Annotated in this window: 26 protein-coding genes and 1 tRNA gene; 13 read left to right on the forward strand and 14 right to left on the reverse strand. The window is 71.3% G+C overall.

From position 1 onward, the window contains the following. Nucleotide 1: 1 nt before the first annotated feature. From NNW99_RS03905 to NNW99_RS03915, 3 genes are read right to left on the reverse strand one after another with little or no spacing between them, the layout of a single operon-like run. The gene (locus NNW99_RS03905; RefSeq protein ID WP_215117188.1) at nucleotides 2-895 is read right to left on the reverse strand and encodes an ATP-binding cassette domain-containing protein; all 894 of its coding nucleotides are present in this window, start codon (nucleotides 893-895) and stop codon (nucleotides 2-4) included. Nucleotides 896-900: 5 nt separating this feature from the next. After that, the gene (locus tag NNW99_RS03910) at nucleotides 901-1,977 is read right to left on the reverse strand and encodes an ABC transporter permease (RefSeq protein WP_215117190.1); all 1,077 of its coding nucleotides are present in this window, start codon (nucleotides 1,975-1,977) and stop codon (nucleotides 901-903) included. Then, the gene (locus tag NNW99_RS03915) at nucleotides 1,977-2,996 is read right to left on the reverse strand and encodes a sugar ABC transporter substrate-binding protein (protein ID WP_215117192.1); all 1,020 of its coding nucleotides are present in this window, start codon (nucleotides 2,994-2,996) and stop codon (nucleotides 1,977-1,979) included. The genes NNW99_RS03910 and NNW99_RS03915 overlap by 1 nt, the downstream gene beginning before the upstream one ends. 323 nt (nucleotides 2,997-3,319) lie before the next feature. Between NNW99_RS03915 and iolC the strand changes: the two genes are divergently transcribed. From iolC to NNW99_RS03945, 6 genes are all read left to right on the forward strand, one after another. After that, nucleotides 3,320-4,315 (forward strand): 5-dehydro-2-deoxygluconokinase, encoded by a 996-nt coding sequence (iolC, locus tag NNW99_RS03920; protein WP_215117194.1) that lies wholly within the window; start codon nucleotides 3,320-3,322, stop codon nucleotides 4,313-4,315. 13 nt (nucleotides 4,316-4,328) lie between these two features. Further along, nucleotides 4,329-5,207 carry a deoxyribose-phosphate aldolase gene (locus NNW99_RS03925; RefSeq protein WP_215117196.1) on the forward strand — a complete coding sequence of 293 codons (879 nt, stop codon included), beginning with the start codon at nucleotides 4,329-4,331 and terminating at the stop codon, nucleotides 5,205-5,207. Nucleotides 5,208-5,289: 82 nt separating this feature from the next. After that, nucleotides 5,290-6,183 carry a 5-deoxy-glucuronate isomerase gene (iolB, locus tag NNW99_RS03930; RefSeq protein ID WP_215117198.1) on the forward strand — a complete coding sequence of 298 codons (894 nt, stop codon included), beginning with the start codon at nucleotides 5,290-5,292 and terminating at the stop codon, nucleotides 6,181-6,183. Further along, on the forward strand, nucleotides 6,180-8,054 hold the full coding sequence (iolD, locus tag NNW99_RS03935; RefSeq protein WP_215117200.1) for a 3D-(3,5/4)-trihydroxycyclohexane-1,2-dione acylhydrolase (decyclizing): 1,875 nt from the start codon (nucleotides 6,180-6,182) through the stop codon (nucleotides 8,052-8,054). The genes iolB and iolD overlap by 4 nt, the downstream gene beginning before the upstream one ends. 42 nt (nucleotides 8,055-8,096) lie before the next feature. After that, nucleotides 8,097-9,590, forward strand: a complete 1,494-nt coding sequence (locus NNW99_RS03940) for a CoA-acylating methylmalonate-semialdehyde dehydrogenase (RefSeq protein ID WP_215117202.1) — start codon at nucleotides 8,097-8,099, stop codon at nucleotides 9,588-9,590. Between the two features lie 23 nt (nucleotides 9,591-9,613). Beyond that, on the forward strand, nucleotides 9,614-10,399 hold the full coding sequence (locus tag NNW99_RS03945; RefSeq protein WP_215117204.1) for a GntR family transcriptional regulator: 786 nt from the start codon (nucleotides 9,614-9,616) through the stop codon (nucleotides 10,397-10,399). 7 nt (nucleotides 10,400-10,406) lie between these two features. On the opposite strand, the gene NNW99_RS03950 is transcribed toward NNW99_RS03945, so the two are convergent. Further along, entirely contained in the window at nucleotides 10,407-11,231 is an 825-nt protein-coding gene (locus NNW99_RS03950; RefSeq protein ID WP_215117206.1) for a DUF427 domain-containing protein, read from the reverse strand. Between the two features lie 132 nt (nucleotides 11,232-11,363). On the opposite strand from NNW99_RS03950, the gene NNW99_RS03955 reads away from it, so the two are divergent. Together NNW99_RS03955 and NNW99_RS03960 are read left to right on the forward strand one after the other, a co-directional pair. Then, complete coding sequence (locus tag NNW99_RS03955) at nucleotides 11,364-12,707, forward strand: PP2C family protein-serine/threonine phosphatase (RefSeq protein WP_251057698.1); 1,344 nt, start codon at nucleotides 11,364-11,366, stop codon at nucleotides 12,705-12,707. A gap of 31 nt (nucleotides 12,708-12,738) precedes the next feature. Next, the gene (locus tag NNW99_RS03960; RefSeq protein WP_215117208.1) at nucleotides 12,739-13,755 is read left to right on the forward strand and encodes an MASE1 domain-containing protein; all 1,017 of its coding nucleotides are present in this window, start codon (nucleotides 12,739-12,741) and stop codon (nucleotides 13,753-13,755) included. Nucleotides 13,756-13,793: 38 nt separating this feature from the next. On the opposite strand, the gene NNW99_RS03965 is transcribed toward NNW99_RS03960, so the two are convergent. Then, nucleotides 13,794-13,867 (reverse strand) — tRNA-Pro (locus NNW99_RS03965). 100 nt (nucleotides 13,868-13,967) lie between these two features. On the opposite strand from NNW99_RS03965, the gene NNW99_RS03970 reads away from it, so the two are divergent. The 3 genes from NNW99_RS03970 (at nucleotide 13,968) to NNW99_RS03980 (ending at nucleotide 16,293) form a co-directional block, all read left to right on the forward strand. After that, nucleotides 13,968-14,534, forward strand: a complete 567-nt coding sequence (locus tag NNW99_RS03970) for a DUF309 domain-containing protein (RefSeq protein ID WP_215117209.1) — start codon at nucleotides 13,968-13,970, stop codon at nucleotides 14,532-14,534. A gap of 169 nt (nucleotides 14,535-14,703) precedes the next feature. Continuing rightward, a complete protein-coding gene (cobF, locus tag NNW99_RS03975) occupies nucleotides 14,704-15,474 on the forward strand; it encodes a precorrin-6A synthase (deacetylating) (protein WP_215117211.1) in 771 nt (256 codons plus the stop codon). An 18-nt stretch (nucleotides 15,475-15,492) separates the two neighbouring features. After that, on the forward strand, nucleotides 15,493-16,293 hold the full coding sequence (locus NNW99_RS03980) for an HAD-IIA family hydrolase (RefSeq protein ID WP_215117212.1): 801 nt from the start codon (nucleotides 15,493-15,495) through the stop codon (nucleotides 16,291-16,293). 7 nt (nucleotides 16,294-16,300) lie between these two features. On the opposite strand, the gene NNW99_RS03985 is transcribed toward NNW99_RS03980, so the two are convergent. Beyond that, nucleotides 16,301-17,074 (reverse strand): sulfite exporter TauE/SafE family protein, encoded by a 774-nt coding sequence (locus NNW99_RS03985; RefSeq protein WP_215117214.1) that lies wholly within the window; start codon nucleotides 17,072-17,074, stop codon nucleotides 16,301-16,303. Nucleotides 17,075-17,148: 74 nt separating this feature from the next. Continuing rightward, entirely contained in the window at nucleotides 17,149-18,336 is a 1,188-nt protein-coding gene (locus NNW99_RS03990; protein WP_215117216.1) for a thiolase family protein, read from the reverse strand. A gap of 248 nt (nucleotides 18,337-18,584) precedes the next feature. On the opposite strand from NNW99_RS03990, the gene NNW99_RS03995 reads away from it, so the two are divergent. Both NNW99_RS03995 and NNW99_RS04000 read left to right on the forward strand, forming a co-directional pair. Beyond that, nucleotides 18,585-19,067, forward strand: coding sequence for a Dps family protein (locus tag NNW99_RS03995; protein ID WP_215117218.1), 483 nt, complete (start codon nucleotides 18,585-18,587; stop codon nucleotides 19,065-19,067). 33 nt (nucleotides 19,068-19,100) lie between these two features. After that, nucleotides 19,101-19,445 carry a DUF3140 domain-containing protein gene (locus NNW99_RS04000; RefSeq protein ID WP_215117220.1) on the forward strand — a complete coding sequence of 115 codons (345 nt, stop codon included), beginning with the start codon at nucleotides 19,101-19,103 and terminating at the stop codon, nucleotides 19,443-19,445. Between the two features lie 56 nt (nucleotides 19,446-19,501). Here NNW99_RS04000 and NNW99_RS04005 read toward each other — a convergent pair whose 3' ends face one another. From NNW99_RS04005 to NNW99_RS04035, 7 genes are read right to left on the reverse strand one after another with little or no spacing between them, the layout of a single operon-like run. Beyond that, nucleotides 19,502-20,191, reverse strand: a complete 690-nt coding sequence (locus tag NNW99_RS04005; RefSeq protein WP_215117222.1) for an SDR family NAD(P)-dependent oxidoreductase — start codon at nucleotides 20,189-20,191, stop codon at nucleotides 19,502-19,504. After that, nucleotides 20,188-21,069, reverse strand: a complete 882-nt coding sequence (locus tag NNW99_RS04010) for a cupin domain-containing protein (protein WP_215117224.1) — start codon at nucleotides 21,067-21,069, stop codon at nucleotides 20,188-20,190. Before NNW99_RS04010 ends, NNW99_RS04005 begins: the two co-directional genes overlap by 4 nt. Next, nucleotides 21,066-22,427, reverse strand: coding sequence for an amidohydrolase family protein (locus NNW99_RS04015; protein WP_215117225.1), 1,362 nt, complete (start codon nucleotides 22,425-22,427; stop codon nucleotides 21,066-21,068). The genes NNW99_RS04010 and NNW99_RS04015 overlap by 4 nt, the downstream gene beginning before the upstream one ends. A gap of 46 nt (nucleotides 22,428-22,473) precedes the next feature. Further along, nucleotides 22,474-23,454, reverse strand: coding sequence for an alpha-ketoacid dehydrogenase subunit beta (locus NNW99_RS04020; protein ID WP_215117227.1), 981 nt, complete (start codon nucleotides 23,452-23,454; stop codon nucleotides 22,474-22,476). After that, entirely contained in the window at nucleotides 23,442-24,419 is a 978-nt protein-coding gene (locus NNW99_RS04025) for a thiamine pyrophosphate-dependent dehydrogenase E1 component subunit alpha (protein WP_215117229.1), read from the reverse strand. The genes NNW99_RS04020 and NNW99_RS04025 overlap by 13 nt, the downstream gene beginning before the upstream one ends. Further along, nucleotides 24,419-25,744 (reverse strand): Xaa-Pro peptidase family protein, encoded by a 1,326-nt coding sequence (locus NNW99_RS04030; RefSeq protein WP_215117231.1) that lies wholly within the window; start codon nucleotides 25,742-25,744, stop codon nucleotides 24,419-24,421. The genes NNW99_RS04025 and NNW99_RS04030 overlap by 1 nt, the downstream gene beginning before the upstream one ends. 52 nt (nucleotides 25,745-25,796) lie before the next feature. Further along, a complete protein-coding gene (locus NNW99_RS04035; RefSeq protein ID WP_215117232.1) occupies nucleotides 25,797-26,435 on the reverse strand; it encodes a helix-turn-helix domain-containing protein in 639 nt (212 codons plus the stop codon). Between the last annotated feature and the right edge of the window lie 101 nt (nucleotides 26,436-26,536).

A 26,536-nucleotide genomic window follows, 5' to 3' on the forward strand; every position in this document is an offset into this window, starting at 1 on the left:
GTCAGGACTTTCCTTCCGAAGACGAGGCTACGGGGGCGGTGAGTTCTCCCGCCTCGGGGAGCTCTTCGACGTCGACGCCGCGTACTTGCGCCAACTCGTGCTTGAGGGAGGCCAGTTCGGTACCGCCGGCCATGTGGTTGGTCAGCTCTTCGAGGCTGACCTCGCTGCGGGAGGCGGACAGTTCCATGGTGCCGAGGCGCAGCACGCTGAAGTGGTCGCCGACCATGTAGGCGTGGTGCGGGTTGTGGGTGATGAAGATGACGCCGAGGCCCTTCTCGCGGGCGGCGGCGATGTACTTCAGCACGACACCGGACTGCTTGACGCCGAGGGCGGCGGTCGGCTCGTCGAGGATCAGGACGCGGGCGCCGAAGTAGACGGCGCGGGCGATGGCCACGCACTGGCGCTGACCGCCGGAGAGCGTGCCGATGGGCTGCTCCATGTCGTCGAGGACGATGCCCATGTTGCGCAGTTCCTCGTCGGCGGTCTTCTTCATCGTGTCGATGTCGAGACGGCGCACGGGCCAGGGGCCCTTGGTGATCTCGGAGCCGAGGAAGAAGTTGCGCCAGACCGGCATCAGCGGGACGACGGCGAGGTCCTGGTACACCGTGGCGATGCCCTTGTCGAGGGCCTCGCGCGGGGTGGAGAAGCGCACGGGGGCGCCGTCGACGAGGAACTCGCCCTCGGTGTGCTGGTGCAGCCCGGAGATGATCTTGATGAGGGTGGACTTGCCGGCGCCGTTGTCGCCGAGGACGCAGGTCACCTGGCCGGGGTGGACGGTGAGGTCGACGCCGTGCAGGGCGCGGATGTTGCCGTAGGACTTGCCGGCGCCCTTGAGTTCGACGAGGGGAGCGTCCTTGGCGGCGGCCTCGTCGGTGGCGGTTGCTTCGCTGGTCATTGCGGTCACCTCCGGGTCGCCGTGCGCTGGACCCACAGATTGATGAGGACGGCGCCGAGGAGCATCACGCCGAGGAATGCCTTGAACCAGTCGGGGTTCCAGCCGGCGTAGACGATGCCCTGCTGCACCATGCCGAACATGAAGGCGCCGAAGACCGGGCCGATCGCGGAGCCGTAGCCACCGGTGAGCAGACAGCCGCCGATGACGGCGGCGGCGATGTAGATGAGCTCGATACCGACGCCCTCGCCGGACTGCACGGTGTTGAAGGAGAACAGCTGGTGCATGCCGACGAACCAGGCGCCGAAGCCGACCAGCATGAACAGCGAGATCTTGGTGAAGGTCACCGGGACGCCGACGGCCCGGGCGGAGTGCTTGTTGCCGCCGACCGCGAAGATCCAGTTGCCGTACTTGGTGCGCAGCAGGACCCAGGTGGCCAGGGCCGCGAAGACCAGCCACCACACCACGGTGATCTTGACGTTGACCCCGCCGACCTCGAAGGACGAGGCGAAGAGCTTCTGCGCCTGGGTGAAGCCGTCCATGTCGCTGATGTCGTCGGTGGCGACGTTCCCGGTGACCAGCTTGGTGACGGCGAGGTTCACGCCCTGGAGGATCAGGAAGGTGCCCAGGGTGACCAGGAAGCTCGGCAGGCCGGTCTTGACCAGCAGCCAGCCGTTGAACGCGCCGATCGCGAGCGACACGATCAGGGCGACGATCACGCCCACCCAGACGTTCAGGGTCAGCTGGTAGCTGAGCATCGACGCGGTCAGCGCCGAGGTGATCACGGCGACACCGGCCGACAGGTCGAACTCGCCGCCGATCATCAGCAGGGCCACGGGCAGGGCCATGATCCCGATGGTCGACGACTGGTAGAGGATGTTGGCCATCGAGCTGCCATCGCGCACCGGCGGCGCCGCGATCAGGAAGAACACGAGCACGGCGACGGCGCCGAGGAAGACGCCGACCTCGGGCCGGGCGAGCAGCCGCAGTGCCAGCGGGCGCTGTCGCGTCCGGCCGTCGGACTGCTTTCGGCCGGGAGCCGGCGGTGTGTCCACCGCCGGCGTGGCCTGCTGGGTCATGCTCATCACCGGTTGCCCTTCGCGGCGAACTCCCCGATCTTGTCGACGTTGGACTTGTCGACGAAGGCCGGACCGGTCAGCACGGGCTGCTCACCGCCACCGCTGTAGTTGCCGTTGTTCTTGTAGAGCCACAGACCGTCGACGGCCAGGTACCCCTGGAGGTAGGGCTGCTGGTCGACGGCGAACTGGATGTCGTCGCTCTTGATGGACTTGATGAGGTCCTTGTTGAGGTCGAAGGTGGCGACCTTCGCCTTGCTGCCGGCGTCGCCGATCGACTGCACGGCGGTCAGCGCGAAGGGGGCGCCGAGCGTGACGACGTAGTCGATGGACGGGTCCTGCTTGAGCTTGGCGGTGATCGTCGACTTCACGCCCGGCATGTCGGTGCCGTTGACGTTCTGGACGTCGAGCTTGCCGTCGAAGGTCTCCTCCACGCCGTCGCAGCGCTGGGTGAGACCCACGTTGCCCTGCTCCTGGACGACACAGAGGGCGTGCTTGGCGCCGACCTCGTTGAGCTTCTTGCCGAAGGCCTCGCCGGCGACGGACTCGTCCTGGCCGAAGAACTCCAGCATGTTGAGCTTCTTCCAGTCGCTCAGGCCGGAGTTGAGGCCGACGACGGGTATGCCGGACTTCTCGGCCTTGCCTATGACGCCCTTGAGCGCGTCCGGCTTGGCGAGGGTGACGGCGATGCCGTCGACCTTCTGGTCGATCGCGTTCTGGACCAGGTTGGCCTGGTTGCCCGCGTTCGGGTCGGCGGAGTAGACGAGCTTGATGTTGTCCTTGGCGGCCGCGGCCTCGGCGCCCTTGCGGACGGTGTCCCAGAAGGTGTCGCCGGGCGCCTGGTGGGTGACGAGGGCGACGGTCATGCGCGGCGTGGTCGCCTTGCCGGCGGAGGCGTTCGCTGCGCCTTCCTCGGCCTCCTTGCCCCCGGAACTGCTGGAGCAGCCGGCGAGAGTCAGGGCCGCTGCCGCGGCCACGGCGACGACGGGCGCGATTCTGCGGGAGCGGGGGTGAGAAGAGCGGTCCATCTTTCCTGGCACCTCACTGTGCTACTGCGGTGGAAAGGGGAGGGATCACGAAGGGATCCGTGGTCCCGGAGCCTTACGGAGTCCGGATCATGATGCCGCAAACAGACTGTGGCGATGCCACGGGATACAAGTCCCTGCCGCGCTCGCTGTCAATACTTTGTTAAGACATCATTTCACAAGCAGGTCCGAATGTAAGTACAAACTATTGACAGCGCTGCCCTCCGCGACCTACACCTGAGGGGCGGCAGGTCCCCTGAATCCACGCCCCCACCGTGTCAGGGCGTCCCGGGACCCGCATCCCCAGCTTCCCGAGGAGGTCGCGCATGGCCGGGCCGGCACAGTATTTCGACTTGATCACGATGGGGCGCATCGGAGTCGACCTCTATCCCCTGCAGACCGGCGTCCCCCTGGACCGTGTGGAGACGTTCGGGAAATTCCTGGGAGGTTCGGCGGCCAATGTGTCGGTCGCGGCGGCCCGCCTGGGACGCCGTACGGCGGTGATCACCCGCACCGGAGACGACCCCTTCGGCACCTACCTGCACGAGGAGCTGAAGTCCTTCGGCGTCGACGACCGCTGGGTCACCCCCGTCGAGGCCTACCCCACGCCGATCACGTTCTGCGAGATCTTCCCGCCGGACGACTTCCCGCTGTACTTCTACCGCCGCCCCAAGGCCCCGGACCTGGAGATCGGCACCGACGAGCTGGACTTCTTCGCGATCCGCGGGGCCCGCATCTTCTGGATCACCGGCACCGGCCTGAGCGAGGAGCCGAGCCGCTCCGCCACGCTCGCCGCCCTCAAGGCCCGCGACAAGTCCGGCATCACCGTCTTCGACCTCGACTGGCGGCCCATGTTCTGGCGCGACCCCGACGAGGCCCGCCCGTACTACCGCGAGGCCCTCAGCCACGCCACCGTCGCGGTCGGCAACCTCGACGAGTGCGAGATCGCCACCGGCGTACGCGAACCGCAGGCCTGCGCGGAGGCGCTGCTGGAGGCGGGCGTGGAGCTGGCCGTCGTCAAGCAGGGCCCCAAGGGCGTGCTCGCCGTGCACCGCGACGGCACCCGGGCCGAGGTGCCGCCGGTGCCGGTCGAGGTGGTCAACGGCCTGGGCGCGGGCGACGCCTTCGGCGGCTCGCTCTGCCACGGTCTGCTCGCCGGCTGGGACCTGGAGAAGATCATGCGCCACGCCAACGCCGCCGGCGCCCTCGTCGCCTCCCGCCTCGCCTGCTCCTCCGCGATGCCGACGGAGTCCGAGGTTTCCGGCCTCCTCGCCGAGGCGCCGGCGTCATCGCCGTCGCCGTCGCCGAGCACGAGTCTCTGAAACGGAGCCCGCATTGAACATCGGCATCCCCGACCTCACCACGGTCAGAGCCCGCAACCCCGAGGCGGCCGCCGAGGCGGCCGCCCGCCGGGTGCGCCGCCCGCTGATCGGCGACAGCGGCCGGCTGATGATCGTGGCCGCGGACCACCCGGCGCGCGGCGCCCTCGGGGTCGGCGACCGGCGCCTGGCCATGGCCAACCGCGCCGATCTGCTGGAGCGGCTGTGTGTCGCACTGTCGAGGCCCGGTGTCGACGGGGTGCTCGCCACCGCCGACATCCTGGAGGACCTGCTCCTGCTCGGGGTGCTGGAGAACAAGGTCGTCATGGGCTCGATGAACCGCGGCGGACTCGCCGGGGCCTCCTTCGAGATGGACGACCGCTTCACCGGCCACCGCGCCGAGGACATCGCCCGGCTCCGCTTCGACGCGGGCAAGCTCCTGGTGCGCATCGACTACGACGACCCGGGCTCGCTGACCACGCTGGAGTCCACGGCCCGTGCCGTCGACGCCATGGCCGCGCACCGGCTGCCCCTTTTCGTGGAGCCGTTCATCTCGCGGCGGGTCGACGGGAAGGTCCGCAACGACCTGTCCGCCGAAGCGGTCACCCGGTCCGTGGCCATCGCCTCGGGCCTGGGCGGCACCTCCGCCTACACCTGGCTGAAGCTGCCCGTCACCGACGACCCCGACGACATGGCCGAGGTGCTGGAGACCTCCACGCTGCCCGTGGTCCTGCTCGGCGGCGAGGTCGGCGAGGACCAGGAGGGCGCCTACGAACGCTGGCGCAAGTCCCTGCGTCTGCCCACCGTCCAGGGCCTGGTCGTCGGGCGTTCGCTGCTCTACCCGGCCGAGGGCAGCGTGGAACAGGCGGTGGACACGGCCGTCGGCCTGCTCTGACGCACCTGGCACCTGCTGTGATGCAAGAGCAACCTGCTGTGATTCAAGTGGCACCTGCTGTGATCCGAAAGGCACACACACGATGACGTATCACCTTCCCGCGGGTAAGGCCCTCGGCGGCCCCTACATCGTCGACATCACGCCCGAGAAGGCCGGCTGGGGCCACTCCAGCCTGCGGATCCTGGAGCTGCCGCCGGGCGGCACGCACTCCTTCGAGACCGGCGACAGCGAGTGGATCGTCGTCCCGCTGAGCGGCGGCTGCACGGTCGCCGCGGCGGACGACTTCGGCCGGGACACCTTCGAACTCCGGGGCCGCCGGGACGTGTTCAGCGGCGTCAGCGACTTCGCCTATGTGCCGCGCGACGCGCGGGCGACCGTGACCTCCGCCGCCGGCGGGCGGTTCGCGCTGACCGGCGCGCGCTGCGAGCGCCGGCTGCCCGCCCGCTACGGAGCGGCCTCCGACGTGCCCGTGGAGCTGCGGGGCACCGGCAACTGCTCCCGGCAGGTCAACAACTTCGGCGCGGCGGGCGTGTTCGAGTGCGACAAGCTCATCGCGGTCGAGGTGATCACGCCGGGCGGCAACTGGTCGTCGTTCCCGCCGCACAAGCACGACGAGCACCGGCCGGGCGAGGAGTCCGTGCTGGAGGAGATCTACTACTTCGAGTTCGCCGGCCACGAGGGCATCCCCGGCCTCGGCTACCAGCGGGTCTCCCCCTCCGGCCCCGGCCGGGACACCGACGTGCTGGCCGAGGTCCGCGACGGCGACGTGGTCCTCATCCCGGACGGCTGGCACGGGCCCTCGATGGCGACCCCCGGCCACCACATGTACTACCTCAACGTCATGGCGGGCCCGGAGGCCGAGCGCGCCTGGCTGATCTGCGACCACCCCGACCACGCCTGGGTCCGCGACACCTGGCCGGACCAGCCGGTCGACCCCCGACTCCCCCTCTACACCGCCCCGGAGACCTCCGCATGAACGCCCGCACCCGCCGACTGACGACCGCCCAGGCCCTGGTGCGGTTCCTGTCCGCCCAGTACACCGAGCGGGACGGCGTGCGGCGCCGGCTGATCGCCGGGACCTGGGGCATCTTCGGCCATGGCAACGTCGCCGGCGTCGGCCAGGCCCTCGTGGAAGTCGGCGAGGACGTCATGCCGTTCCACCAGGGCCGCAACGAACAGTCCATGGTGCACGCTGCGGTCGGCTACGCCCGGCAGCTGAACCGCCTGTCCGCGCAGGCGGTGACGACCTCGATCGGCCCGGGCGCCACCAACCTGGTCACCGGTGCCGCGCTGGCGACGATCAACCGGCTGCCGGTGCTGCTGCTGCCCGGTGACTACTTCGCCTCGCACGCCCCCGATCCGCTGCTCCAGCAGTTGGAGCACCCCGTCGAGGCGGATGTGTCGGTCAACGACACGCTGCGCCCGGTGTCGCGGTACTTCGACCGGATCACCCGCCCCGAGGCGCTGATCCCCTCGGCGCTCCAGGCCATGCGCGTGCTGGCCGACCCGGCCGAGACCGGCGCCGTCACCCTCGCCCTGCCGCAGGACGTGCAGGCGGAGGCGTACGACTGGCCGGAGGAGTTCTTCGCCGAGCGCGTCTGGTCCGTACGGCGTCCCGCGCCGGACCCGGTGGAGCTGACCGCTGCCGTCGAGGCGATCCGGTCGGCCGAGCGCCCGCTGATCGTGGCGGGCGGCGGCGTCCACCACAGCGAGGCCGAGCAGGCGCTGAAGGCGTTCGTGGAGGCCACGGGTGTCCCGGTCGCCTCCACCCAGGCCGGCAAGGGCTCGCTGCGCCACGACCACCCCTCCGACCTCGGCGGCATCGGCCACACCGGCACGGCGGTCAGCGACGATCTCGCCCGCACCGCCGACCTCGTGATCGGTGTCGGCACCCGCTACACCGACTTCACCACGGCCTCGGGCACGCTCTTCCAGAACCCCGAAGTGCGGTTCCTCAACGTCAACATCACCGGCTTCGACGCCCACAAGCTGGCGGCCCGCACGCTGGTCTGCGACGCGCGGTCGGGCCTGGAGCGGCTGCTGGAGGCGCTGACCGGCCACCGCGTGAGCGAGGCGTACGAGGCGGAGTACCGCTCCGGCAAGGACCGCTGGGACGAGATCGTCGAGGCCGTCTACCGCGCCGACGACGAGAACGCCGTGCCGACCCAGACGCAGGTGCTAGGGGCCCTGGACGCGGCCGTCGGCGACGACGACGTGGTGATCAACGCCGCCGGTTCGCTCCCCGGCGACCTGCACAAGCTGTGGCGCTCCCGCAGCCCGCGCCAGTACCACCTGGAGTACGGCTACTCCTGCATGGGCTACGAGATCCCGGCCGGCATCGGCGTCCAGCAGGCCGCCCCGGGCACCCCGGTCTGGGCGCTGGTCGGCGACGGCACCTATCTGATGATGCCGACGGAGATCGTCACGGCCGTCCAGGAGGGCCTGCCCGTCAACATCGTCCTCATCCAGAACCACGGCTACGCCTCCATCGGCGGTCTGTCGCAGGAGATCGGCGGCGAGCGCTTCGGCACGGCCTACCGCTTCCGGGCCGCCGACGGCACCTTCACCGGCGACCCGCTCCCGGTCGACCTGGCCGCCAACGCCGCCAGCCTCGGCATGGACGTGCTGCGCGCCAAGTCGGTGCGCGAGTTGCGCGAGGCTCTTGCCGCTGCCCGCGCCTCCGACCGGCCGACGTGCGTCTACGTCGAGACCGACCCGGCCCCGACGGCTCCCCCGGCCGAGGCCTGGTGGGACGTGCCGGTGGCCGAGACCGCCTCCCGCGAGGCCGCCGTGGAGGCCCGCGAGCGCTACGAGCGCCAGGTCGCCGATCGCCGCCGCCACCTCTGAACTCCCCACTGACATCAGGCTCCACGAAAGGCCCCGCACACGATGAACACCATCACCCACTGGATCGACGGCAAGCCCGTCGAGGGCACCTCCGGCCGCTTCGGCCCCGTGTACAACCCGGCCACCGGCGCCCAGGAAAAGCAGGTCGCCTTCGCGACCGTCGACGAGGTGGACGCCGCGGTCGCCTCATCCAAGGCCGCCTTCGAGTCCTGGGGCGAGTCCTCGCTCGCCAAGCGCACGGCGATCCTCTTCAAGTACCGCGAGCTGCTGGACGCCCACCGCGACGAGATCGCCGAGCTGATCACCGCCGAGCACGGCAAGGTGCACTCCGACGCGTTCGGCGAGGTCGCGCGCGGCATGGAGATCGTCGAACTCGCGTGCGGGATCGCCGTCCAGCTCAAGGGCGAGCTGTCCACCCAGGTCTCCACCCGGGTCGACGTGGCCTCGATCCGCCAGCCGCTGGGCGTGGTCGCGGGCATCACGCCGTTCAACTTCCCGGCGATGGTGCCGATGTGGATGTTCCCGCTGGCCATCGCCTGCGGCAACACCTTCGTGCTGAAGCCCTCGGAGAAGGACCCGTCGGCCTCCTTCAAGCTGGCCGAACTCGCCTCCGAGGCCGGGCTGCCCGACGGCGTGCTGAACATCGTGCAGGGCGACAAGGTCGCGGTGGACGCCATCCTGGAGCACCCGGACATCGAGGCGGTCTCCTTCGTCGGCTCGACCCCGATCGCCAAGTACATCCAGCTGAAGGCCGTCGAGCACGGCAAGCGCGTACAGGCCCTGGGCGGCGCCAAGAACCACATGCTGGTGCTGCCCGACGCGGACCTGGAGCTCGCCGCCGACCAGGCCATCAACGCGGCGTACGGTTCGGCGGGCGAGCGCTGCATGGCCGTGTCGGTCGTGGTCGCGGTCGGCGACATCGGTGACGAGCTGGTCGGCAAGATCACCGAGCGGGCGAAGAACCTGAGGATCGGCCCCGGCAACGACCCGGCGAGCGAGATGGGCCCGCTGATCACCCGCGAGCACCGCGACAAGGTCGCCTCGTACGTGTCCTCGGCCGCCGAGCAGGGCGCCGAGGTCGTCGTCGACGGCACCGGCTACTCGGTCGAGGGCCACGAGAACGGCTTCTTCCTCGGCGTCTCGCTGCTGGACCGGGTGCCGCTCACGGCGGACGCCTACCGGGACGAGATCTTCGGCCCGGTGCTGGCCGTGGTGCGCGCGGAGACGTACGAGGACGCCATCAAGCTGATCAACGACTCCCGCTGGGGCAACGGCACCGCGATCTTCACCCGGGACGGCGGCGCCGCCCGACGCTTCCAGCTGGAGGTCAAGGCGGGCATGGTCGGCGTCAATGTGCCGATCCCGGTCCCGGTCGGCTACCACTCCTTCGGCGGCTGGAAGGACTCGCTCTTCGGCGACCTGCACATCTACGGCAACGACGGCATCGCCTTCTACACCCAGGGCAAGGTCATCACCACCCGCTGGCCGGACCCGTCCGACGGCGGCATCAACCTCGGTTTCCCGAGCAACTCCTGACACCCGTAAGGGGGGGTTCATCCATGGCGAAGACCGGTGACCGGGCCCGCAGCACGGCCGCCCCGGCACTCAGCTCACTGGACTTCGCCCTGGACCGGGGCAGTCCCGTGCCGCTGTACCACCAACTCGCGCAGCAGCTGGAGGCGGCGATCGAGCACGGGGTCCTCATCCCGGGCAACCTCCTGGGCAACGAGGTGGACCTCTCGGTGCGCCTCGGCCTGTCCCGCCCCACCGTCCGCCAGGCCATCCAGTCCCTCGTCGACAAGGGGCTGCTGGTCCGGCGGCGCGGGGTGGGTACGCAGGTGGTGCACAGCCAGGTCAAGCGCCCGCTGGAGCTGAGCAGCCTCTACGACGACCTGGAGGAGGCCGGGCAGGGGCCGACCACCGAGGTCGTGCGCAACGAGGTCGTTCCGGCGTCCTGCGATGTCGCGGCCGCGCTCGGTGTCGCCGAGGGCAGCGAGGTCACCGCCCTGGAACGGCTGCGCCGCACCCACGGCCAGCCAGTCGCCCTGCTGTGCAACTTCCTGCCGTCCGCCCTGCTGGACCTCGACAGCGCCCGTCTGGAGTCGACGGGCCTGTACCGGATGATGCGCACGGCCGGCATCACCCTGCACAGCGCCCGCCAGACCGTCGGCGCCCGCGCCGCCACCGCCGAGGAGGCCGCCCGCCTGGACGAGCGGGAGGGCGCGGCCCTGCTCACCATGCAGCGAACGGCGTACGACGACACCGGGCGCCCGGTCGAGTACGGGACGCACATCTACCGGGCGTCGCGCTACACCTTCGACTTCCAGCTGCTGGTGAGGCCCTGAGAGGTTCCTAGGAGCGGCTCTCCCTGCGCAGCATCCGGCTGAACGGCGTGTCCGGGCGGTCCATGCGCTCGCCGTCCAGCGTGATGTCCACGGCCTCGTTGAAGAAGGCGACGCGCCCCTGGACCGCCGCCACCGCGGGCAGCGGGGCGGCGTAGCTCCAGAGGATGTTGGGCGGCACCTCGCTCTCGCCGCGCCAGGACCAGTACTCGGCGGTGCCCTTGTAGGGGCAGCCGGTGCTGTGGTCGGTGGCGTCGAACAGGTCGAGGCGGACGTCCTCGCGGGGGAGGTAGTAGCGGGTCGGCAGGGAGGTCTCGAAGAGCAGGACGGGGTCCCGGGTGTCCGCGACGAGCTGCCCGTCGATCTCGACCTGGACATGGCGGCTGCTCGGCAGAGCGTCCACGCGTTTGTGCGGGTCACGGGGGTGGATGAAGATCTCCTCGTCCTCCTCGTACCAGTGGTCGAGGCCGGTGTCGGTGCGCAGGAACCACTCGAAGGCGATGTGACCGGCCAGGTCGTCGGCGGGGAACGTCCAGGCCGCGTTGGAGCGCACCTCGCCCTCCGCGTCGAGGTCGTAGAAGATCCGGGAGCCGGTGTGTTTGCCGGTGGGCGGGTTCTCCGCCGGGCGCAGGAGGTCGGTGCGGACGTCGGCGCGCGGGAAGACGTACTGCGGCACCGGCAGATGGGGTTCCCAGACGAGCACGGGGTGCCGGCTGTCGACGACGGTGACGTCGCCCTTGCGGCCGCGCACCCAGCGGTCGCTGGGCTCCCAGAGAAGGCCTTCGGGGGTGGTCCTGATCGTCGGGGCGGCGGTGTGGGCCGGGCGGATGGTCATGGCCGGTGCTCCTTCCGGAGGTCCGGATGTCCGGTTCCTTCCCACGGTCCCACGGTCTCGGCGCCCCGGGCCGGGCCGGAGAGCCCGCACTAAGCTGTAGGGACCGTACGTTCAGGCCATGAGGCGCTCGTGATGGCGGGAGAGAGGCGGGGGCAGCGACCCAGGCAGCCGGAGCTGCCCGACCTGCATGTGCGCCTGCGCAGCGAGCTGAACCGGATCGACGAGCAGTTGCGCGTCCTGCTGGACGCCATGGACCGGATGCAGGGCCTGCTGGACGCGGTGGTGGCCATCAGCCGGGAGATGGAGCTGACCGCGGTGCTGCACCGCATCGTGACCACCGCCATGGATCTGGTCGGCGCCCGCTACGGCGCGCTGGGCGTGCTCAACGCCTCCGGGGAGCGCCTGGAGGAGTTCATCACCGCCGGTCTGTCCGAGCGGGAACTCGACGACCTCGCCGGCACCGATCTGCCCCGCGGTCTGGGCGTCCTCGGCCACCTGATCAGCCACCCGGAGCCCCTGCGGCTCGACGACATCACGGCCCATCCGTCCGCCGTCGGCTTCCCGCCCGGCCATCCGCATCTGCGGACCCTGCTCGGAGTCGCCATCAGTGTCCGCGGCGAGATCTACGGCGATCTGTACCTCGCCGAGCGGCGTGACGGACAGCCCTTCGACATCCAGGACGAGAACGTCGTGACCGCCCTGGCCAGCGCCGCCGGCATCGCCATCGAGAACGTCCGGCTGTTCGAACAGATTCGGGTCGGAGCCGAGCAGTTCCAGCGGCTGCTCCTGCCCGCGCTGCCCGATCTGCGGCCCTTCACCGCCGCCGCCGTCTACCGCCCGGCCGCCGAGCCCAGCAAGCTCGGAGGGGACTGGTACGACGCGATCCCGCTGTCCGGCGGCATCGTGGCGGTCGTCATCGGTGACGTGGTCGGCCACGATCTGAAGGCGGCGGCCGCCATGGCCTCCACCCGCAACATGCTGCGGGCCCTGCTGTTCGACCGGGGCAGTACGCCCGGCGCGCTCCTGGCCCGGCTCGACCGCACCCTCCAGGCCATCACGACCAACCCGGTCACCACCACCGCCCTGGCCCGCATCGAGCCGGAGGGGCCGGGCTGGCGCATCCACTGGAGCACGGCGGGCCATGTCCCGCCCCTGCTGATCACCCCCGACGGACGGACGGAGTATCTGACCGCCGAGCCCGGCCTGCCGCTCGGCGTCGACCTGGAGGAACCCCGCCCCGACCACTCCCGGTTCCTGCCCCCGGACGCCACCGTGGTCTTCTTCACCGACGGGCTGATCGAACATCCCGCCCACCCCATCGACGAGAGCCTGGACCAGCTCGCCGGACTCGCCACCGTCCATGCGCACCGGCCCCTGCCCGAGTTCGTACGGGCGCTGGCCGATCACCATCCGAGCGACGGTCACGACGACATGGCCGTCCTCGCGCTGCGCACCCCACGGGGATCCGGCGGATGATGGTCGAGAGGATGTCGATGCGGAGGTCCCGATGACTGTCGCGCGGCATGCCGGAGCCCGCCGCGCCGGCGCGTTCGCCCTGGAGATCTGCGCCGTTGCCGCGCTGTACTGGGGCTCGGCCGAGATCGGACTGCTCCAGCAGCAGGTGCGGGGCCAGGTCACCCCGATGTGGCCGCCGAGCGGTATCGCCCTGGCCGGCCTGCTGCTGCGCGGGCCGCGGGTCTGGCCGGGGATCGCGCTCGGGGCGTTCCTGGTCAACATCTCGCTGGGGCCCTCGCTTCCGGCCGTCCTCGCGATCGCGGCGGGCAACACGCTCGCCCCTGTCTGCTCGTACGCGCTGCTCCGCCGTGCCGGGTTCCGCAGCGAGATGAACCGGCTGCGGGACGCCCTCGCCCTGATCTTCCTGGGCGCGTTCACCGGCATGCTGGTCAGCGCCACGGTGGGCACCGGGACGCTCGTCCTCACGGGTGTGCTGGACGCCGGCGAGTTCTGGGCGACGTGGTCGGTGTGGTGGACCGGCGACGCGGTGGGCGTCCTCGCGGTCACACCGGTCGTGCTGTTGCTCCGCTCGGCACGCCGGCCCCAGGGCGTTTCGCTGTTCCGCTGGGTGGAGGGGATCCTGCTCGTGGCGGTCACGATCTGCGTCGGCTTCATCGAGACCAGCACCACGCCGCTGCTGTTCCTCGGCTTCCCGCTGCTGGTCTGGGCGGCCTTCCGCTTCGGGCTGGCCGGGGCGGCGCCCTGTGCCCTCGCCGTGTCGACCTTCGCGATCATCGCGGCCGCGCAGAACACGGGCCCGTTCGCCGGTCACGACCTCTTCACCAACATGATCACGCTGCAGGCGTTCAACGGTTCCGTCTCGCTGACCGCGCTCCTGCTCGGAGCGGCCGTCAACGAACGCACCCGCACCGAGAAGGAGATCGCGCTGGCCTGCGGGCAGCTCGCCGAGATGGTCACGAAGATCGCCGCGACGGACCGCCGCCCGGCTCTGGACCCCGAAATGACGAAGAGCCCCGAAATGACGAAGGGCCCCGCCCCACCGAAGTGAGGCAAGGCCCTGCCCGGGGAGAACTCCCGGGCACTGTGTCGGGACGACAGGATTTGAACCTGCGACCCCTTGACCCCCAGTCAAGTGCGCTACCAAGCTGCGCCACGTCCCGATGCGCGTCCGCTCGCGGGGAAACCGCGTGATCGCGCGAACAGCACCTTACCCCACACCCCTGGCCGCGCCGAAAACGGCCCGGGCGGGACAATCGGCGTATGGGCAGCACAGAGAGCAAGGGAAGCGCGGGAGACACGGGCAGCGGCTTCGCGGACGGGTCGGGCGACGCCCGGGACCGCGACAGCGAGGGGCGGGCCCGCAACGCCCGGCCCCGGGACGGCCTCGGGCGGCCCCTGCCGTACGGCGCGGACGGTGTGCCCCGGCAGCCCGAGGGCGTGGTCCGTACGCCGGAGGAGACCGTCTCCGAGGCGCAGCGGCTGCTGGACGAGGGGAAGCCGTTCCACGCGCACGAGGTCTTCGAGGACGCCTGGAAGTCGGGCCCCGACGCGGAGCGCGAGCTGTGGCGCGGTCTGGCCCAGCTTGCCGTGGGTCTCACCCACTCCGCCCGGGGCAACCTCACCGGCGGGGCACGGCTGCTGCGCCGCGGGGCGACCGCGACCGAGACCTGGGCCGCCGACTCCGGACAGCCGCTGCCGCACGGCATCGACCTCGAGGCCATCGCCGCCTGGGCCCGGGAGCTGGCCCAGGACGTCGAACACAACGGCCGCGCGGTGGACGCGGGGGCGCGGGCGCCTCGGCTCCGGGGAGCGGACGCGGGGCGCTGAGCCGGGGGCGCGGTGCGGGGGCCGGCGGTGATGTGCGGCCTCGGGGCGGGCGCCCCGGGGTGTCGGGGCACGGACGCGGGACACCGGCCACCGACGCTCGAGCAAGGGCGCGGGGACCGACCCGGGGCGCGGTGCGGAAGCTGTCGGTGGGGTGCGGCAGACTCGGGGTGTGCGAAAGATTCATGTCATCGGTATCGGCGCGGGCGACCCTGAGCAGCTGACCCTGCAGGCGGTGAGGGCGCTGCGGAGCACGGACGTGTTCTTCATCCTGGAGAAGGGCGAGGTGAAGGCGGACCTCACCCGGCTGCGGCGGGACATGCTCGACACGCATCTGACGCAGGGGACGTACCGCGTCGTCGAGGCGCGTGACCCGGAGCGGGACCGGACCGCCGACGGTGCGGCCTACTCCCCCGCCGTCGGGGACTGGCGCAGCGCCCGCGCCGACATCTACGCGCGGCTGATCGCGGAGGAACTCGGCGAGGAGGAGACCGGCGCGTTCCTGGTCTGGGGAGACCCCTCGCTGTACGACAGCACGCTGGGGATCCTGGAGGAGGTGCTGGAGCGGGGCGCGGTGGCGTTCGAGTACGACGTCGTCCCCGGCATCAGCAGCGTCTCGGCGCTCGTCGCCCGGCACCGTACGGGGCTGAACCGCATCGCCCGGCCTGTGCAGATCACCCCCGGGCGGCGGCTCGCCGAGGGCTTCCCGGAGGGCGTGGACGACGTGGTGGTGATGCTCGACGCCCACCAGACCTTCCAGCGGTTCGCGCAGGAGGACGTCGACATCTACTGGGGCGCCTACATCGGCACTCCGGACGAGATCCTGGTCTCCGGCCCGATCGCGGAGGCCGCGCCCCGTATCGAGCGGTTGCGTGCCGAGGCCCGGGAGCGCAAGGGCTGGATCATGGACACGTATCTGCTGCGCAGGCACCCCCGGGACTGACCGGGCTATCGTCCGGACATGGAGTCCGTGCGTGCCGTACTGATCGACATCGACGGGGTGCTCACCGTGTCGTGGCGGCCCCTGCCCGGGGCCGTGGAGGCGCTGCGGGAGATCAGGGAGGCCGGGCTCGCCGTCCTGCTGGTCACGAACACGACCTCCCGGACGCGGGCTTCGATCGCCGGGACGCTGGCGGACGCGGGGTTCCCCGTGTCCGCCGAGGACATCCTGACCGCGCCCGCCGCCACCGCCGCCTATCTCGCCGAGCACTGTCCCGGCGCCCGGTGCGCCCTGCTGAACAGCGGCGACATCGAGGAGGACCTCGACGGTGTGACCCTCGTGGACGCGACGGACACCGACGCCGTGCCGGATGTCGTGCTCGTCGGCGGGGCCGGTCCGGAGTTCGGCTACGAGGCGCTCGACCGGGCCTTCCGGCAACTGCGGCGCGGGGCCCGGCTGGTGGCGATGCACCGCAATCTGTACTGGCGTACGGACGAGGGGCTGCGGCTGGACTCCGGTGCGTTCCTGGCCGGTCTCGAGCAGGCCGCCCGGATGGAGGCCGAGATCACCGGCAAGCCGGCGCCGGCGTTCTTCGAGTCGGCGCTCGCCCGGGTGGGAGCCCCTGCGGGCGAGACCGTGATGGTGGGCGACGACGTCGAGTCCGACGTGCTCGCGGCGCAGCGGGCCGGTGTCACCGGGGTCCTCGTCCGGACGGGCAAGTTCCAGCCGGAGGCGCTCCGGGCCGCCGACGGCACGCCCGACCACGTGATCGACTCGTTCGCGGACCTCCCGGCGCTGCTGCGGAGTTCCGCACGGGGGTAGCCGCCCGTCAGCGGAGCAGCAGTTGCAGTCCGCCCACGATCGTCGCCGCGATGACCAGCTGCTCGAACAGCCGCTGGTTGATCTTGTGCACCGCCCACTTGCCGAAGAGCGCGCCGGGCACGACGAACACGACGAGCGCCAGGTCGAGGAGGAGCGAGCGGCCGTCGATCAGGCCGAGGCCGGCGCTGAAGGGCAGCTTGGAGACGTTGACGATCAGGAAGAAGAAGGCCGACGTGCCGAGGAAGCCGAGCTTGCGGAAGCCGGCGGAGAGCAGGTACATCGACATCACCGGGCCGCCCGCGTTGGCGACCATGGTGGTGAAGCCGCCGAGCACGCCGTAGGAGCGGGCCTTGACCCGGCCCGCCCGGCTGGTGAGCGAGTCCGGTTCCTCCTCCGCGTCCGCCGTACGCCGGCGCCACACCGTCACGCCCGCCATCAGCAGCAGGATCGCGCCGATGGAGGTCCGTACGATCGCGTCGTCCGCCCACATCAGGAACACTGTGCCGACGACGACGCCCGCGGCGACCGCCGGGAACAGCCGCCACAGGGTGGGCCAGTGGGCGTGCCGCCGGTAGGTGGCGACGGCCAGCAGGTCACCGGCGATCAGGACCGGCAGCAGGACGCCGGTGGAGGCGCGGGCGGGCAGCACGGCGGCGAAGATGGCGAGGCTGACCGTGTTGGCCCCGCTCACGGCGGTCTTCGAGAAACCGACGAGGAGGGCCGCGAAGGCGAGTGCGGCGAACTCCCAGCCGGTGATGTTCCAGAGCGTCATCGTGTTCATGCGAACACTGATGCTATGTGCACCGAACGGAGCCCTGTAGTGCCGTCTCGCTTGGTGGCCCCGGGGGCGCCGGTCTACGCCCGTTCGACGAGAAGCGCGCTGCCCTGCCCGACTCCCACGCACATCGTCGCGAGCCCCCGCTCCGCCCCCGTACGCCGCATCCGGTGCAGGAGCGTCGTCAGGATGCGGGCGCCCGAGCAGCCCAGGGGGTGGCCGAGGGCGATGGCGCCGCCGCTGGGGTTGACCAGGTCGGGGTCGATGCCGAGCTGGTCGACGCAGGCGAGGGCCTGGGCCGCGAACGCCTCGTTGAACTCGGCCTCCTCCAGGTCGCCGACGCTCCAGCCGGCGCGGGCCAGGGCCTTGCGGGTGGCGGGGACCGGCCCGATGCCCATCACGTCGGGGTGGACACCGGCGGAGGCGCCGGCGACGTAGCGGCCGAGGGACTGAAGGCCCAGGTCGTTGAGGGCCTCCTCGCTGACCAGGAGGAGACCGGCGGCGCCGTCGTTCATCGGGGAGGCGTTGCCCGCGGTGACCGTGCCGCCGTCCCGGAAGACCGGCTTCAGCCGGGACAGCTTCTCGTACGAGGTGTCCTCGCGGACGCATTCGTCGGTGTCGACGACCACGCCGTCGGGGCGTTCCACGGGCAGGAGTTCGTCGTCGAAGTGACCGTTCTTGCGGGCGAGGGCGGCGCGTTGGTGGCTGCGCAGGGCGAAGTCGTCCTGGCGTTCGCGGTCGATGCCGTGGCGCGCGGCGACCTCCTCCGCCGTCTCGCCCATGGAGAGCAGGCCGTGCAGATCCCGCATCGCGGGGTTGACCAGGCGCCAGCCGAGGCGGGTGTCGACGGTCTCGATGCGGTGGGGCAGGGCCTCGTCGGGGCGGGGCAGGACGAAGGGGGCGCGGCTCATCGACTCGGAGCCGCCCGCGATCACGACGTCGGCCTCGCCGGCGGCGATGGTGCGGGCGGCCGTGGTCACGGCCTCCAGACCTGACGCGCAGAGCCGGTTGACCGTGGCCCCGGGGACGGACTCGGGGAGTCCGGCGAGCAGGGCCGCCATGCGGGCGACGTTGCGGTTGTCCTCGCCGGCCTGGTTGGCGGCGCCCCAGTAGACGTCGTCGACGCGGGCCGGGTCCAGCGCGGGCACGTCCCCGGCCAAGGCGCGGATCACGGTCGCGGCGAGGTCGTCGGGCCGCACCGAGGAGAGGGATCCCCTGAGCTTGCCGATGGGGGTGCGGCGGGCGGCCGCGAAGTGGACGGGACGCACGAGAGGCTCCTCACACCGCACATTAATTAGCACTGCTAGTTTCGGACTATAGACCCTCCTCCCGCCGCCTGTGAAGATCCTGGGAGCGCACGAGTCCGGGGCGGACATCGCCGCAGGTCGGCGCATCACTCCGGGGCGGATCACGAGCGCGTTTTGCACCCCTGCGCCCGGGGCACCCGCGCGGTCATGGAGCGGCGTCACGCGCTGCTCCGGACCACGAGGAACGACGCGAGAAGGAGAAGCGCCCTATGACGGCCGTGAGGAGCACACTGTCCGACGAGGCCCGCCGGGTCTCCTGCGAGGCGCTCCAGGACACCCTGGTCGACCTGCTCGGCCTCTCGCTGATCGGGAAGCAGGCCCACTGGAACGTCGTCGGACCGCGCTTCCGGTCGATCCACCTCCAGCTCGACGAGGTGGTGACGGCCGCCCGGAACTTCGCCGACACGGTCGCGGAGCGGTCCGCGGCGCTCGGTGTGCCGCCGGACGGCAGGCCGGAGACCGTCGCCAAGACGTTCACGCTGCCCGGCCCGAAGGAGGGCTGGGTGCGTGACTCGGACGCCGTGCGGGTACTGGCGGAGTCCCTCCAGGACGCCGTCGGCCGGCTGCGCGAGCGCATCGCCACGACCGAGAAGGCCGACCTGGTCACCCAGGATCTGCTGATCGGCATCACCGCCGAGCTGGAGAAGCAGCGGTGGATGTTCGACGCCGAGAACCTTCCCCGCGAAGGCTGACCGGCGCGCACGTACGTACGGAAGGGGCACCCGATGACCGACGCCCTCGAACTCGACGCGCTGTGGGAGGACTTCCACCGCGTGGTGAACATGACCTCGCAGGAACTCGCGGCCTGGCTGCGGACGCGGGACGCCGACGAGAACGCGGAGCCGCTGCCCGACCAGGCGGGCAGCGAGACCGGACAGCACGTCCTGGCGATCCTCCAGAAGCGGCGCACCGACCTGACCGAGGACGATCTGCGGGTGATGCGGAACGTCGTGGACAGGGTCACCTCGCAGGTGGACCTGGAGAACGAACCGCTGCCGGAGCTGACGGCCGAGGACACGCGCCGCCGGCACCGGCTGATGACCGTCGGCCACGATCCGCTGAAGGCGTAGCGCCGAGCCGCGAGCGGCGGGGCGGCCTCCGCCCGTGGCAGGAGGCCGCCCGCTGCTCAGCCCAGCAACCACCCCCCGTCCACGGTCAGTTCCACCGCGTTGACCGAGCGGTTGCGCAGCAGGAAGTCGACCGCGTCGGCCACGTCCGCCATCGTGGCGAGATTCCCCGTGGGCGTCTCGGTGCGCAGCACGTCGAGCACCTTCTCCGGTTTGGCCTGCCAGTACGGCGTGTCGCCGACGACGCCGGGATGCACGGAGTTGACCCGGACGGGGGCCAGCTCCACGGCGAGGGAGTGCATCAGGCCCCGCACGCCCGCGTTGACCGTCGCCACCGTCGTCGCGCCCGGATAGGGGCGTTCCTTCGCCTGTCCGCCGAACAGCACGATGGCGCTGTCGTCGTGCAGCCGGGTGCGCAGCGTGTGCACGACCTCGGTGTAGCCGACGAGCTTGAGGGTGACCAGCCGCAGCGCGGCGTCGATGTCGTACTCGGTCACCTTGTTGTCGTCCCGGGAGACACCCGCGAGCACCAGATGGTCGACGCGTCCGACATCGGCCAGGGCCGCGCTGATCTCCAGGGGCCGGGCCAGGTCGAGGGCGAGGCCCCGGGCGCCGATCTCCTTGGCGACCGTGTCGGCGCGCTGGGCGTCGCGGCCGGTCAGGACGACATCGTCCCCGCGCTCGAGGCGCAGCCGCGCGAACTCGCGGCCCATCCCCGAGGTGCCTCCGACGACAAGGACACTGCTCATGACTCCTCCTCAAGCGCCTGGCGCAGGTAGTCCCAGTCCCGCGTGAACCGGTAGGAGTGCCGTGACGGCGGCTGCGGCGCCTGTGTCTCCAGCCACCGCAGGGGCCCCTGCCCGGCGTTGACGAACCCATGCACACACCCGGCACCCGCCCACGCGAGGTCCCCGGGTTCCAGCCGGTACCGCTCGCCGTCGAGGGTGGCCTCCGCCACGCCCTCCAGGATCAGATACGTCTCCTCGAAGGGGTGGTCGTGCGTGCCGATGACGCCGTCGGACGCGTACCGCACCATGAACATCGTCGAGGCGACCGCGCCCAGGTCGCCGTCGACCATCATCTTCACGGTGATGCCGCTGTAGACCAGCAGCGCGGTCCGCATGCTCGCGGTGACGGCCAGCAGGTCCTGGGACTGTTTGGCGGGATCCATCTGGTCGGGCTCGAAATGCCCGAAGGTCCGGGTGCGCGGGTCGCGGACATCGATCCGGACGGGGTCGCGGGCGGGCAGGTCCGGCACCGCCTGGGTGTCGTGTCCGTAGCGCGCCCGGGGCACGGGGGCCAGCATGTCCGCCCAGCGCCCGCCGGTCTCCCCGGCCCCGCGCCAGGCGTGCGGAACGCCGGTCGGCAGGAGACCGTAGTCGCCCTCCTCCAGGAGGTACGACCCGTCGGGCACGTCGAGGATCACGGCCCCGTCGAGGATGTGGAAGGTCTCCTCGTACGAGTGCACATGGGCGGGCACACGGCCGTCCGGTCGCAGTTCGCAGAGGCCGAAGCCGGTGTGCACGCTGCCGTCGTCCTCGCCGACCAGCGTCCGCCGCCGGTGGCCGTGGCCGTCGTACGGCGGCTCGGGCCGGTCTGCGGCGCGGCGCACCAGGTGGTTCGTCATGCGGGAGCCCTCTCCCCCTTCGCCTCCTTCGCCGCGAGGAGCCGGTCCCGGGACTCCTCGACGAGCCGGCGGGCCCGCGCGGTGTCGGCGAGCAGCCTCCCGTCGCGCTTGTGGATCACGCCGTCGACCAGGACGGTGTCGACGTTGGACACGTCCGCGCACAGGGTCACGACGGCTGCCGAGTCGTGCACGGGGGCGGTGTTCGGCGCGGTGGCGTCGATCGCGACGATGTCGGCGCGCTTGCCGGGGGTCAGGGAGCCGGTACGGTCCTCCAGACCCGCGACATGGGCGCCGTTGACGGTGGCGAGTTCCAGCATCTGCCGCGCTGTCAGCATGGTGCTGGGCACCGGCATGTTGGCCTGCCAGCAGTCGGCGTTGACCCGGGCGCGTTCGGCGCCGAAGGCGGCGCGGATCTGGGTGAACATGTCGCCGGGCACGGTGGTGACGACGTCGATGCTGAGCGAGGGCCGCAGTCCGTGCTCGATCGCCTGCATCACGGGCGGCCAGCCGTGCCCCATCTGGAGCTCCACCTGCGGTGCGACCGACACCGTGCCGCCGCTGTCGGCGACCAACCGCCACTCCTCCTCGCTGAAGTGGCAGCAGTGGACGTAGGTGGTGTCCGGGCCGAGGAGCCCCATGCCGTTGAGCTGCTTGACCATGCCGAAGCGGCCGGCGAGGCGCCCCATGGCGACGTGCACGGTGATCGGGATGCCCAGCTCGCGCGCGAGGGCCCATTCGGCGGCGACGACCTCGTCGGTGCAGAAGCCGGGTCCGCGGGTGGCGAGGCCCATGGTCAGCAGGCCGTCGTCGGAGGTGAAGTGCGTCGAGCGGATCCTGCGCACGTCGTCGCCCGGGATCACGAGCCTGCTCTCGAACCAGTAGTCGGCGAGGGAGGTGTTGGCGCTGCCGTACGCGTACTGCGCCCGGATGCCGGATTCCTTGAGGCCCTGGATCGCGGCGTCCGGGTGGTCGGGGGTGTTGTTGATGTGGGACCAGTCGACGAGCGTGGTGATGCCGGCGTTGAGGCATTCGAGCGTGCCCGCGAGGTTGCCGGCGTAGACGTCCTCCGGGGTGTAGAGGGGTGCGAAGCTGTCGAGGACGTCGACGAAGTAGTCGTCGAGGGTGGCGTCGGGGGCGACGCCCCGGATCGGGGTCTCCCAGGTGTGGCGGTGGGTGTCGACGAAGCCGGGGATGACGATGCGGCCGGTCATGTCGAGGATCTCGGCGTCGGCGCTGATCTCGGGCCGTACGGCCGCGATCCTGCCGTCCTCGACGAGGACGTCCCCCTGGGGCAGGTCCCCGATGTCGGGGTCCATCGAGATCACGTGACCGGAGCGCAGCAGTGTCCTTGTGGTCATCGCGCTTCCTCCCATGGGCTGTTCGGTACGGGGACCGGCGGGCGGCTCAGTAGGCGGCGAGTCTTCGGACCGCCGTGACGACCTTGTCGACGGTGGGGACGACCTGCTCCTCCAGCGCGTCGGCGAACGGCAGCGGGACGCACTCCCCCGTCACCCGCCGCACGGGCGCGTCCAGCAGGCCGAAGCCCTCGTCGGCGACGACCGAGACGACGGTGGCGCCCCAGCCGCCCTGGTACGGGTTCTCCTCGACGGTGACGAGCCGCGAGGTCCTGCTCAGTGAGGCGAGGACGGTCGCGGTGTCCAGCGGGACCAGCGAGCGCAGGTCGATCACCTCCGCCTCGATCCCCTCCCCCGACAGCACGTCGGCGGCCCGCAGGGCCAGCGGCACCATGGAGGCCAGCGCGACGAGGGTGACGTCCGCGCCCTCGCGCACGACGGCGGCCCGCCCCAGCTCGACGAGGTGACCGGGCGGTGGCGGTGTCCCCTTGGTGGCCAGGAGGGCCTTGTGCTCGAAGAAGACCACGGGGTCGTCGCTGCGGATCGCCGCCGCCAGCATGCCGATGACGTCGGCGGGCGTCGCCGGTGCCGCGATCTTCAGGCCGGGGACGGTCAGCGCCCAGTTCTCGGTGGCCTGGGAGTGCTGGGCGCCGAAGCCCAGTCCGCCGCCGTTGGCGGTGCGCACGACGAGCGGCACGGTCACCTGGCCGCCGGTCATGTAGCGGACCTTGGGGATCTCGTTGGCGAGATAGTCCCAGCAGCAGGCCAGGAAGTCGGAGAACATGATCTCCGCGACGGGCCGCATCCCGGTCAGAGCGGCGCCCATCGCCGCGCCCACGATGGCCTGTTCGGAGATGGGCGTGTCCCACACCCGCCCGGGTCCGAACTCCTTGTGCAGCCCCACGGTCGTCTTGAACACCCCGCCGGCCGCGCCGATGTCCTCCCCGAGACACACCACCGACGCGTCCCGGCGCATCTCGCGTGCGATGCCCTCGGCGACGGCGTCCCGGTAGGTGATCACGTCCGCCATGCGGCACCTCCATCGGCCCACACGTCGGTCAGGGCCTCCCGCAGGTCGGGCGGCGGCGCGGCCTTCGCCGCCTCGATCGCCCGCTCCACGACGGCCCGGGCCCGCTCGTCGGCCTCCGCGACCGCCTCCGCCCCGATGCCCAGCTCGGCGAGCCGTCCCCGGGCGAGGTCCAACGGGTCGTGCTTCAGCCAGCGTTCGACCTCCTCCGCCGGGCGGTAGGTCGCGGGGTCGGCGCGGCTGTGCCCGAAGTGCCGGTAGGTCTCGGCCTCCAGCACGGCGGGCCCGTCTCCCGCACGGGCCCGCGCCGCGAGCCGCCCCACCGCCTCCGCCACGGCCACCACGTCGTTGCCGTCGACGACCTCGCCCGGGATGCCGTACGCGGGCGCCCGGTCGGCGGCGGGCCGGGGCACCGCCGTGACGTCGGCGATGGGGGTGTACTCCATGTACAGGTTGTTCTCGCACACGAACAGCACGGGCAGTTTCCACACGGCGGCCAGATTGAGCGACTCGTGGAAGGCGCCGATGTTGGTGGCCCCGTCCCCGAAGAAGGCGACCGCGAGCTGCTCGGTCCCCCGCAGCCGGGCCGACCAGGCCGCGCCGACCGCCATGGGGAGATGGGATCCGACGATGGCGTACGAGCCGAGCATGCCGGTGGCCGCCTTGGTCAGGTGCATGGAGCCGCCCTTGGCCCGGCACAGCCCGGTCGCCCGGCTCATCAGCTCGGCCAGGCACTCCTCGGGCGTGGCACCCCGGGCGAGGGCATGGTGGTGGCCCCGGTAGGTGGCGAACACATAGTCGTCCGGGCGCAGGGCGGCACTCGCGCCCACGGCGATCGCCTCCTGCCCGGCGGCGAGATGGGTGGTGCCCTTCACCAGGCCGTGCAGGAACAGGTCGTGGGCGGCCTTCTCCGTACGGCGGATGACGGCCATCCGCTCGTAGGCGGCGAGGAGCCCGGCCGGTTCCATCACGGCGACCCGGTGTTCAGATGCGACTGCGACTCCCGGCAGGTGTTCAGCTCGCCGCCCACCGTCCAGTACTTGCGGCCCGCGATCAGCAGTTCCTCGGCGGGGAACTTGGTGATGACCTCGCAGCCGTCGGCGGTGACGACCAGTTCCTCCTCGATCCGGGCGGCGGACCAGCCGTCGGCGGCCGGCCAGTAGGTCTCCAGGGCGAACACCATGCCCTCCTGGAGGACTTCGGGGTGGTCGAGGGAGACCAGGCGGCTGAAGATCGGCTTCTCCCAGATCGACAGGCCGACGCCGTGGCCGTACTGCAGGGCGAAGGCGGCGGTCTCGTCGGCGAAGCCGAACTCCTCGGCGCGCGGCCAGACCCGGACGATGTCGGCGGTGGTGGCCCCGGGCCGGACCAGGGCGATCGCCTGGTCCATGTACTCCCGGCAGCGCACATACGCGTCCCGTTGCGCGCGGGAGGCGCTGCCCACGGCGAAGGTGCGGTAGTAGCAGGTGCGGTAGCCGAGGTGGCTGTGCAGGATGTCGAAGAAGGCCGGGTCGCCGGGCCGGATCAGACGGTCGCTGTAGACATGCGGGTGCGGTGAACAGCGCTCGCCCGAGATGGCGTTGACGCCCTCGACGTACTCGCTGCCGAGGTCGTACAGGACCTTGCTGACGACCCCGACGCACTCGTTCTCGCGGACGCCGGGGCGCAGGTGTCCGTAGAGCTCCTCGTAGGCCGCGTCGACCATGGAGCAGGCCTGGGTGAGCAGGGCGATCTCGTCGCCGGTCTTGATCCGGCGGGCCTCCAGGAAGACCTGCTGTCCGTCGACGACGTCGATGCCCTCGGCGCGCAGGGCGGCGAGGACCGGCATCTCGGCGACGTCGACGCCGAGCGGTTCGTTCGCCAGCCCGTGCGCGCGCAGCTCGGCGGCGATCTTGGCGGCCACGTCCTCGGCGATCCCGGCGTCCGGGTGGAAGGCGCCGCGCAGGGTGGAGATGCCGGCGCGGGCGCCGGTGGGCGGGCCGTCCTTGCCGTCGCTGTAGTCCAGCCACGGGTTGTACAGCTGGTGGTGGCGGGCGGCGGAGCCGAAGTCCCAGACGACCGGTTCGCCGTCGCGGACCAGCAGGGCGAAGCGGATCAGCTTGTCCATCGCCCAGGTGCCGATGTGTGTGGCCGTCATATAGCGGATGTTGGCGAAATCGAAGCTGAGCACCGCGCCCAGCTCGGACCGGTTCAGGGACTCGTGCAGCCGGGCCAGCCGTTGCCGGCGCAGCCGGTCCAGGTCGATGCGCTCTTCCCAGTCGACGGCGTTGGGGCCGTATGTGCGGATCGCCATGGCGACCACCCCCACTTCGGAGTGAACGCCCGGGTGCGAGGGGTGTCAAGTGTCACTGAACATCGCCCGACACGAACCAGACGCCCCCAGCGGGTACCTCTCCATCGTTGCGGTATCGGTGGGGAGTCGTCGACTCGAAGCAGACGGCGTCGCCCGGGCGCACCGTGTACTCGTCGAAACCGAGGGTGAGGATCAGCTCGCCGGAGGTCAGATAGCCGTACTCGGTGCCCCCGTGCCGCATCAGTCCGCCGGAGCCCGCGGAGGAGCCGCCGGGCCGGTAGGTCACCAGCAGGAAGTCGACGTCCGCGCCCGGCACCCGCCCGAGGCGCTCCCACCGGACCCCCGAGTCCAGCTCCAGCGTCTCGCGCTCCCCCGCGACGGCCAGCGGGCCGATCCGCCGCCCCGGGTCGGCGGCGAAGGCCGCGAGGGCGTGCGGGAGGGAAGCCGGCGTGCCAGCACCCACCACGGGCGACGAGGCCCGCGCGTCGAAGAGGGACTCCACCGAGATCCCGAGGGCCGTCGTGATCGCGTACAGCGTGCTGACGGAGGGCTGGCTCTTGCCGGTCTCGATCTGCGACACGAGACTCGCCGACACACCGACCTCCCGGGCCAGGGCGCGCAGGCTCCTGCCACGCTCCAGCCGGGCCTGCCGGATACGCGCGCCGACGGGCGGCACGACGGCGGGTGACACGGGCGGCTCCTCTCACGCTCGGCGGGTCCGCGGCTTCGCTCGGTGGGTCCGCGGCTTCGCTCGGTGGGTCCGCGGCTTCGCTCGGCGGGTGTACAGCTTCA

The organism is Streptomyces sp. CRCS-T-1, assembly GCF_024442335.1.
Lineage (GTDB): Bacteria > Actinomycetota > Actinomycetes > Streptomycetales > Streptomycetaceae > Streptomyces > Streptomyces koelreuteriae.

Bases quoted from the DNA above. Each gene is read 5' to 3' on its own strand.
- NNW99_RS03905 (WP_215117188.1), bottom strand. From the start codon at position 895: ATGACCAGCGAAGCAACCGCCACCGACGAGGCCGCCGCCAAGGACGCT.
- NNW99_RS03910 (WP_215117190.1), bottom strand. From the start codon at position 1,977: ATGAGCATGACCCAGCAGGCCACGCCGGCGGTGGACACACCGCCGGCT.
- NNW99_RS03915 (WP_215117192.1), bottom strand. From the start codon at position 2,996: ATGGACCGCTCTTCTCACCCCCGCTCCCGCAGAATCGCGCCCGTCGTC.
- iolC (WP_215117194.1), top strand. From the start codon at position 3,320: ATGGCCGGGCCGGCACAGTATTTCGACTTGATCACGATGGGGCGCATC.
- iolB (WP_215117198.1), top strand. From the start codon at position 5,290: ATGACGTATCACCTTCCCGCGGGTAAGGCCCTCGGCGGCCCCTACATC.
- iolD (WP_215117200.1), top strand. From the start codon at position 6,180: ATGAACGCCCGCACCCGCCGACTGACGACCGCCCAGGCCCTGGTGCGG.
- NNW99_RS03940 (WP_215117202.1), top strand. From the start codon at position 8,097: ATGAACACCATCACCCACTGGATCGACGGCAAGCCCGTCGAGGGCACC.
- NNW99_RS03945 (WP_215117204.1), top strand. From the start codon at position 9,614: ATGGCGAAGACCGGTGACCGGGCCCGCAGCACGGCCGCCCCGGCACTC.
- NNW99_RS03950 (WP_215117206.1), bottom strand. From the start codon at position 11,231: ATGACCATCCGCCCGGCCCACACCGCCGCCCCGACGATCAGGACCACC.
- NNW99_RS03955 (WP_251057698.1), top strand. From the start codon at position 11,364: ATGGCGGGAGAGAGGCGGGGGCAGCGACCCAGGCAGCCGGAGCTGCCC.
- NNW99_RS03960 (WP_215117208.1), top strand. From the start codon at position 12,739: ATGACTGTCGCGCGGCATGCCGGAGCCCGCCGCGCCGGCGCGTTCGCC.
- NNW99_RS03970 (WP_215117209.1), top strand. From the start codon at position 13,968: ATGGGCAGCACAGAGAGCAAGGGAAGCGCGGGAGACACGGGCAGCGGC.
- NNW99_RS03980 (WP_215117212.1), top strand. From the start codon at position 15,493: ATGGAGTCCGTGCGTGCCGTACTGATCGACATCGACGGGGTGCTCACC.
- NNW99_RS03985 (WP_215117214.1), bottom strand. From the start codon at position 17,074: ATGAACACGATGACGCTCTGGAACATCACCGGCTGGGAGTTCGCCGCA.
- NNW99_RS03995 (WP_215117218.1), top strand. From the start codon at position 18,585: ATGACGGCCGTGAGGAGCACACTGTCCGACGAGGCCCGCCGGGTCTCC.
- NNW99_RS04000 (WP_215117220.1), top strand. From the start codon at position 19,101: ATGACCGACGCCCTCGAACTCGACGCGCTGTGGGAGGACTTCCACCGC.
- NNW99_RS04005 (WP_215117222.1), bottom strand. From the start codon at position 20,191: ATGAGCAGTGTCCTTGTCGTCGGAGGCACCTCGGGGATGGGCCGCGAG.
- NNW99_RS04010 (WP_215117224.1), bottom strand. From the start codon at position 21,069: ATGACGAACCACCTGGTGCGCCGCGCCGCAGACCGGCCCGAGCCGCCG.
- NNW99_RS04015 (WP_215117225.1), bottom strand. From the start codon at position 22,427: ATGACCACAAGGACACTGCTGCGCTCCGGTCACGTGATCTCGATGGAC.
- NNW99_RS04020 (WP_215117227.1), bottom strand. From the start codon at position 23,454: ATGGCGGACGTGATCACCTACCGGGACGCCGTCGCCGAGGGCATCGCA.
- NNW99_RS04025 (WP_215117229.1), bottom strand. From the start codon at position 24,419: ATGGAACCGGCCGGGCTCCTCGCCGCCTACGAGCGGATGGCCGTCATC.
- NNW99_RS04030 (WP_215117231.1), bottom strand. From the start codon at position 25,744: ATGGCGATCCGCACATACGGCCCCAACGCCGTCGACTGGGAAGAGCGC.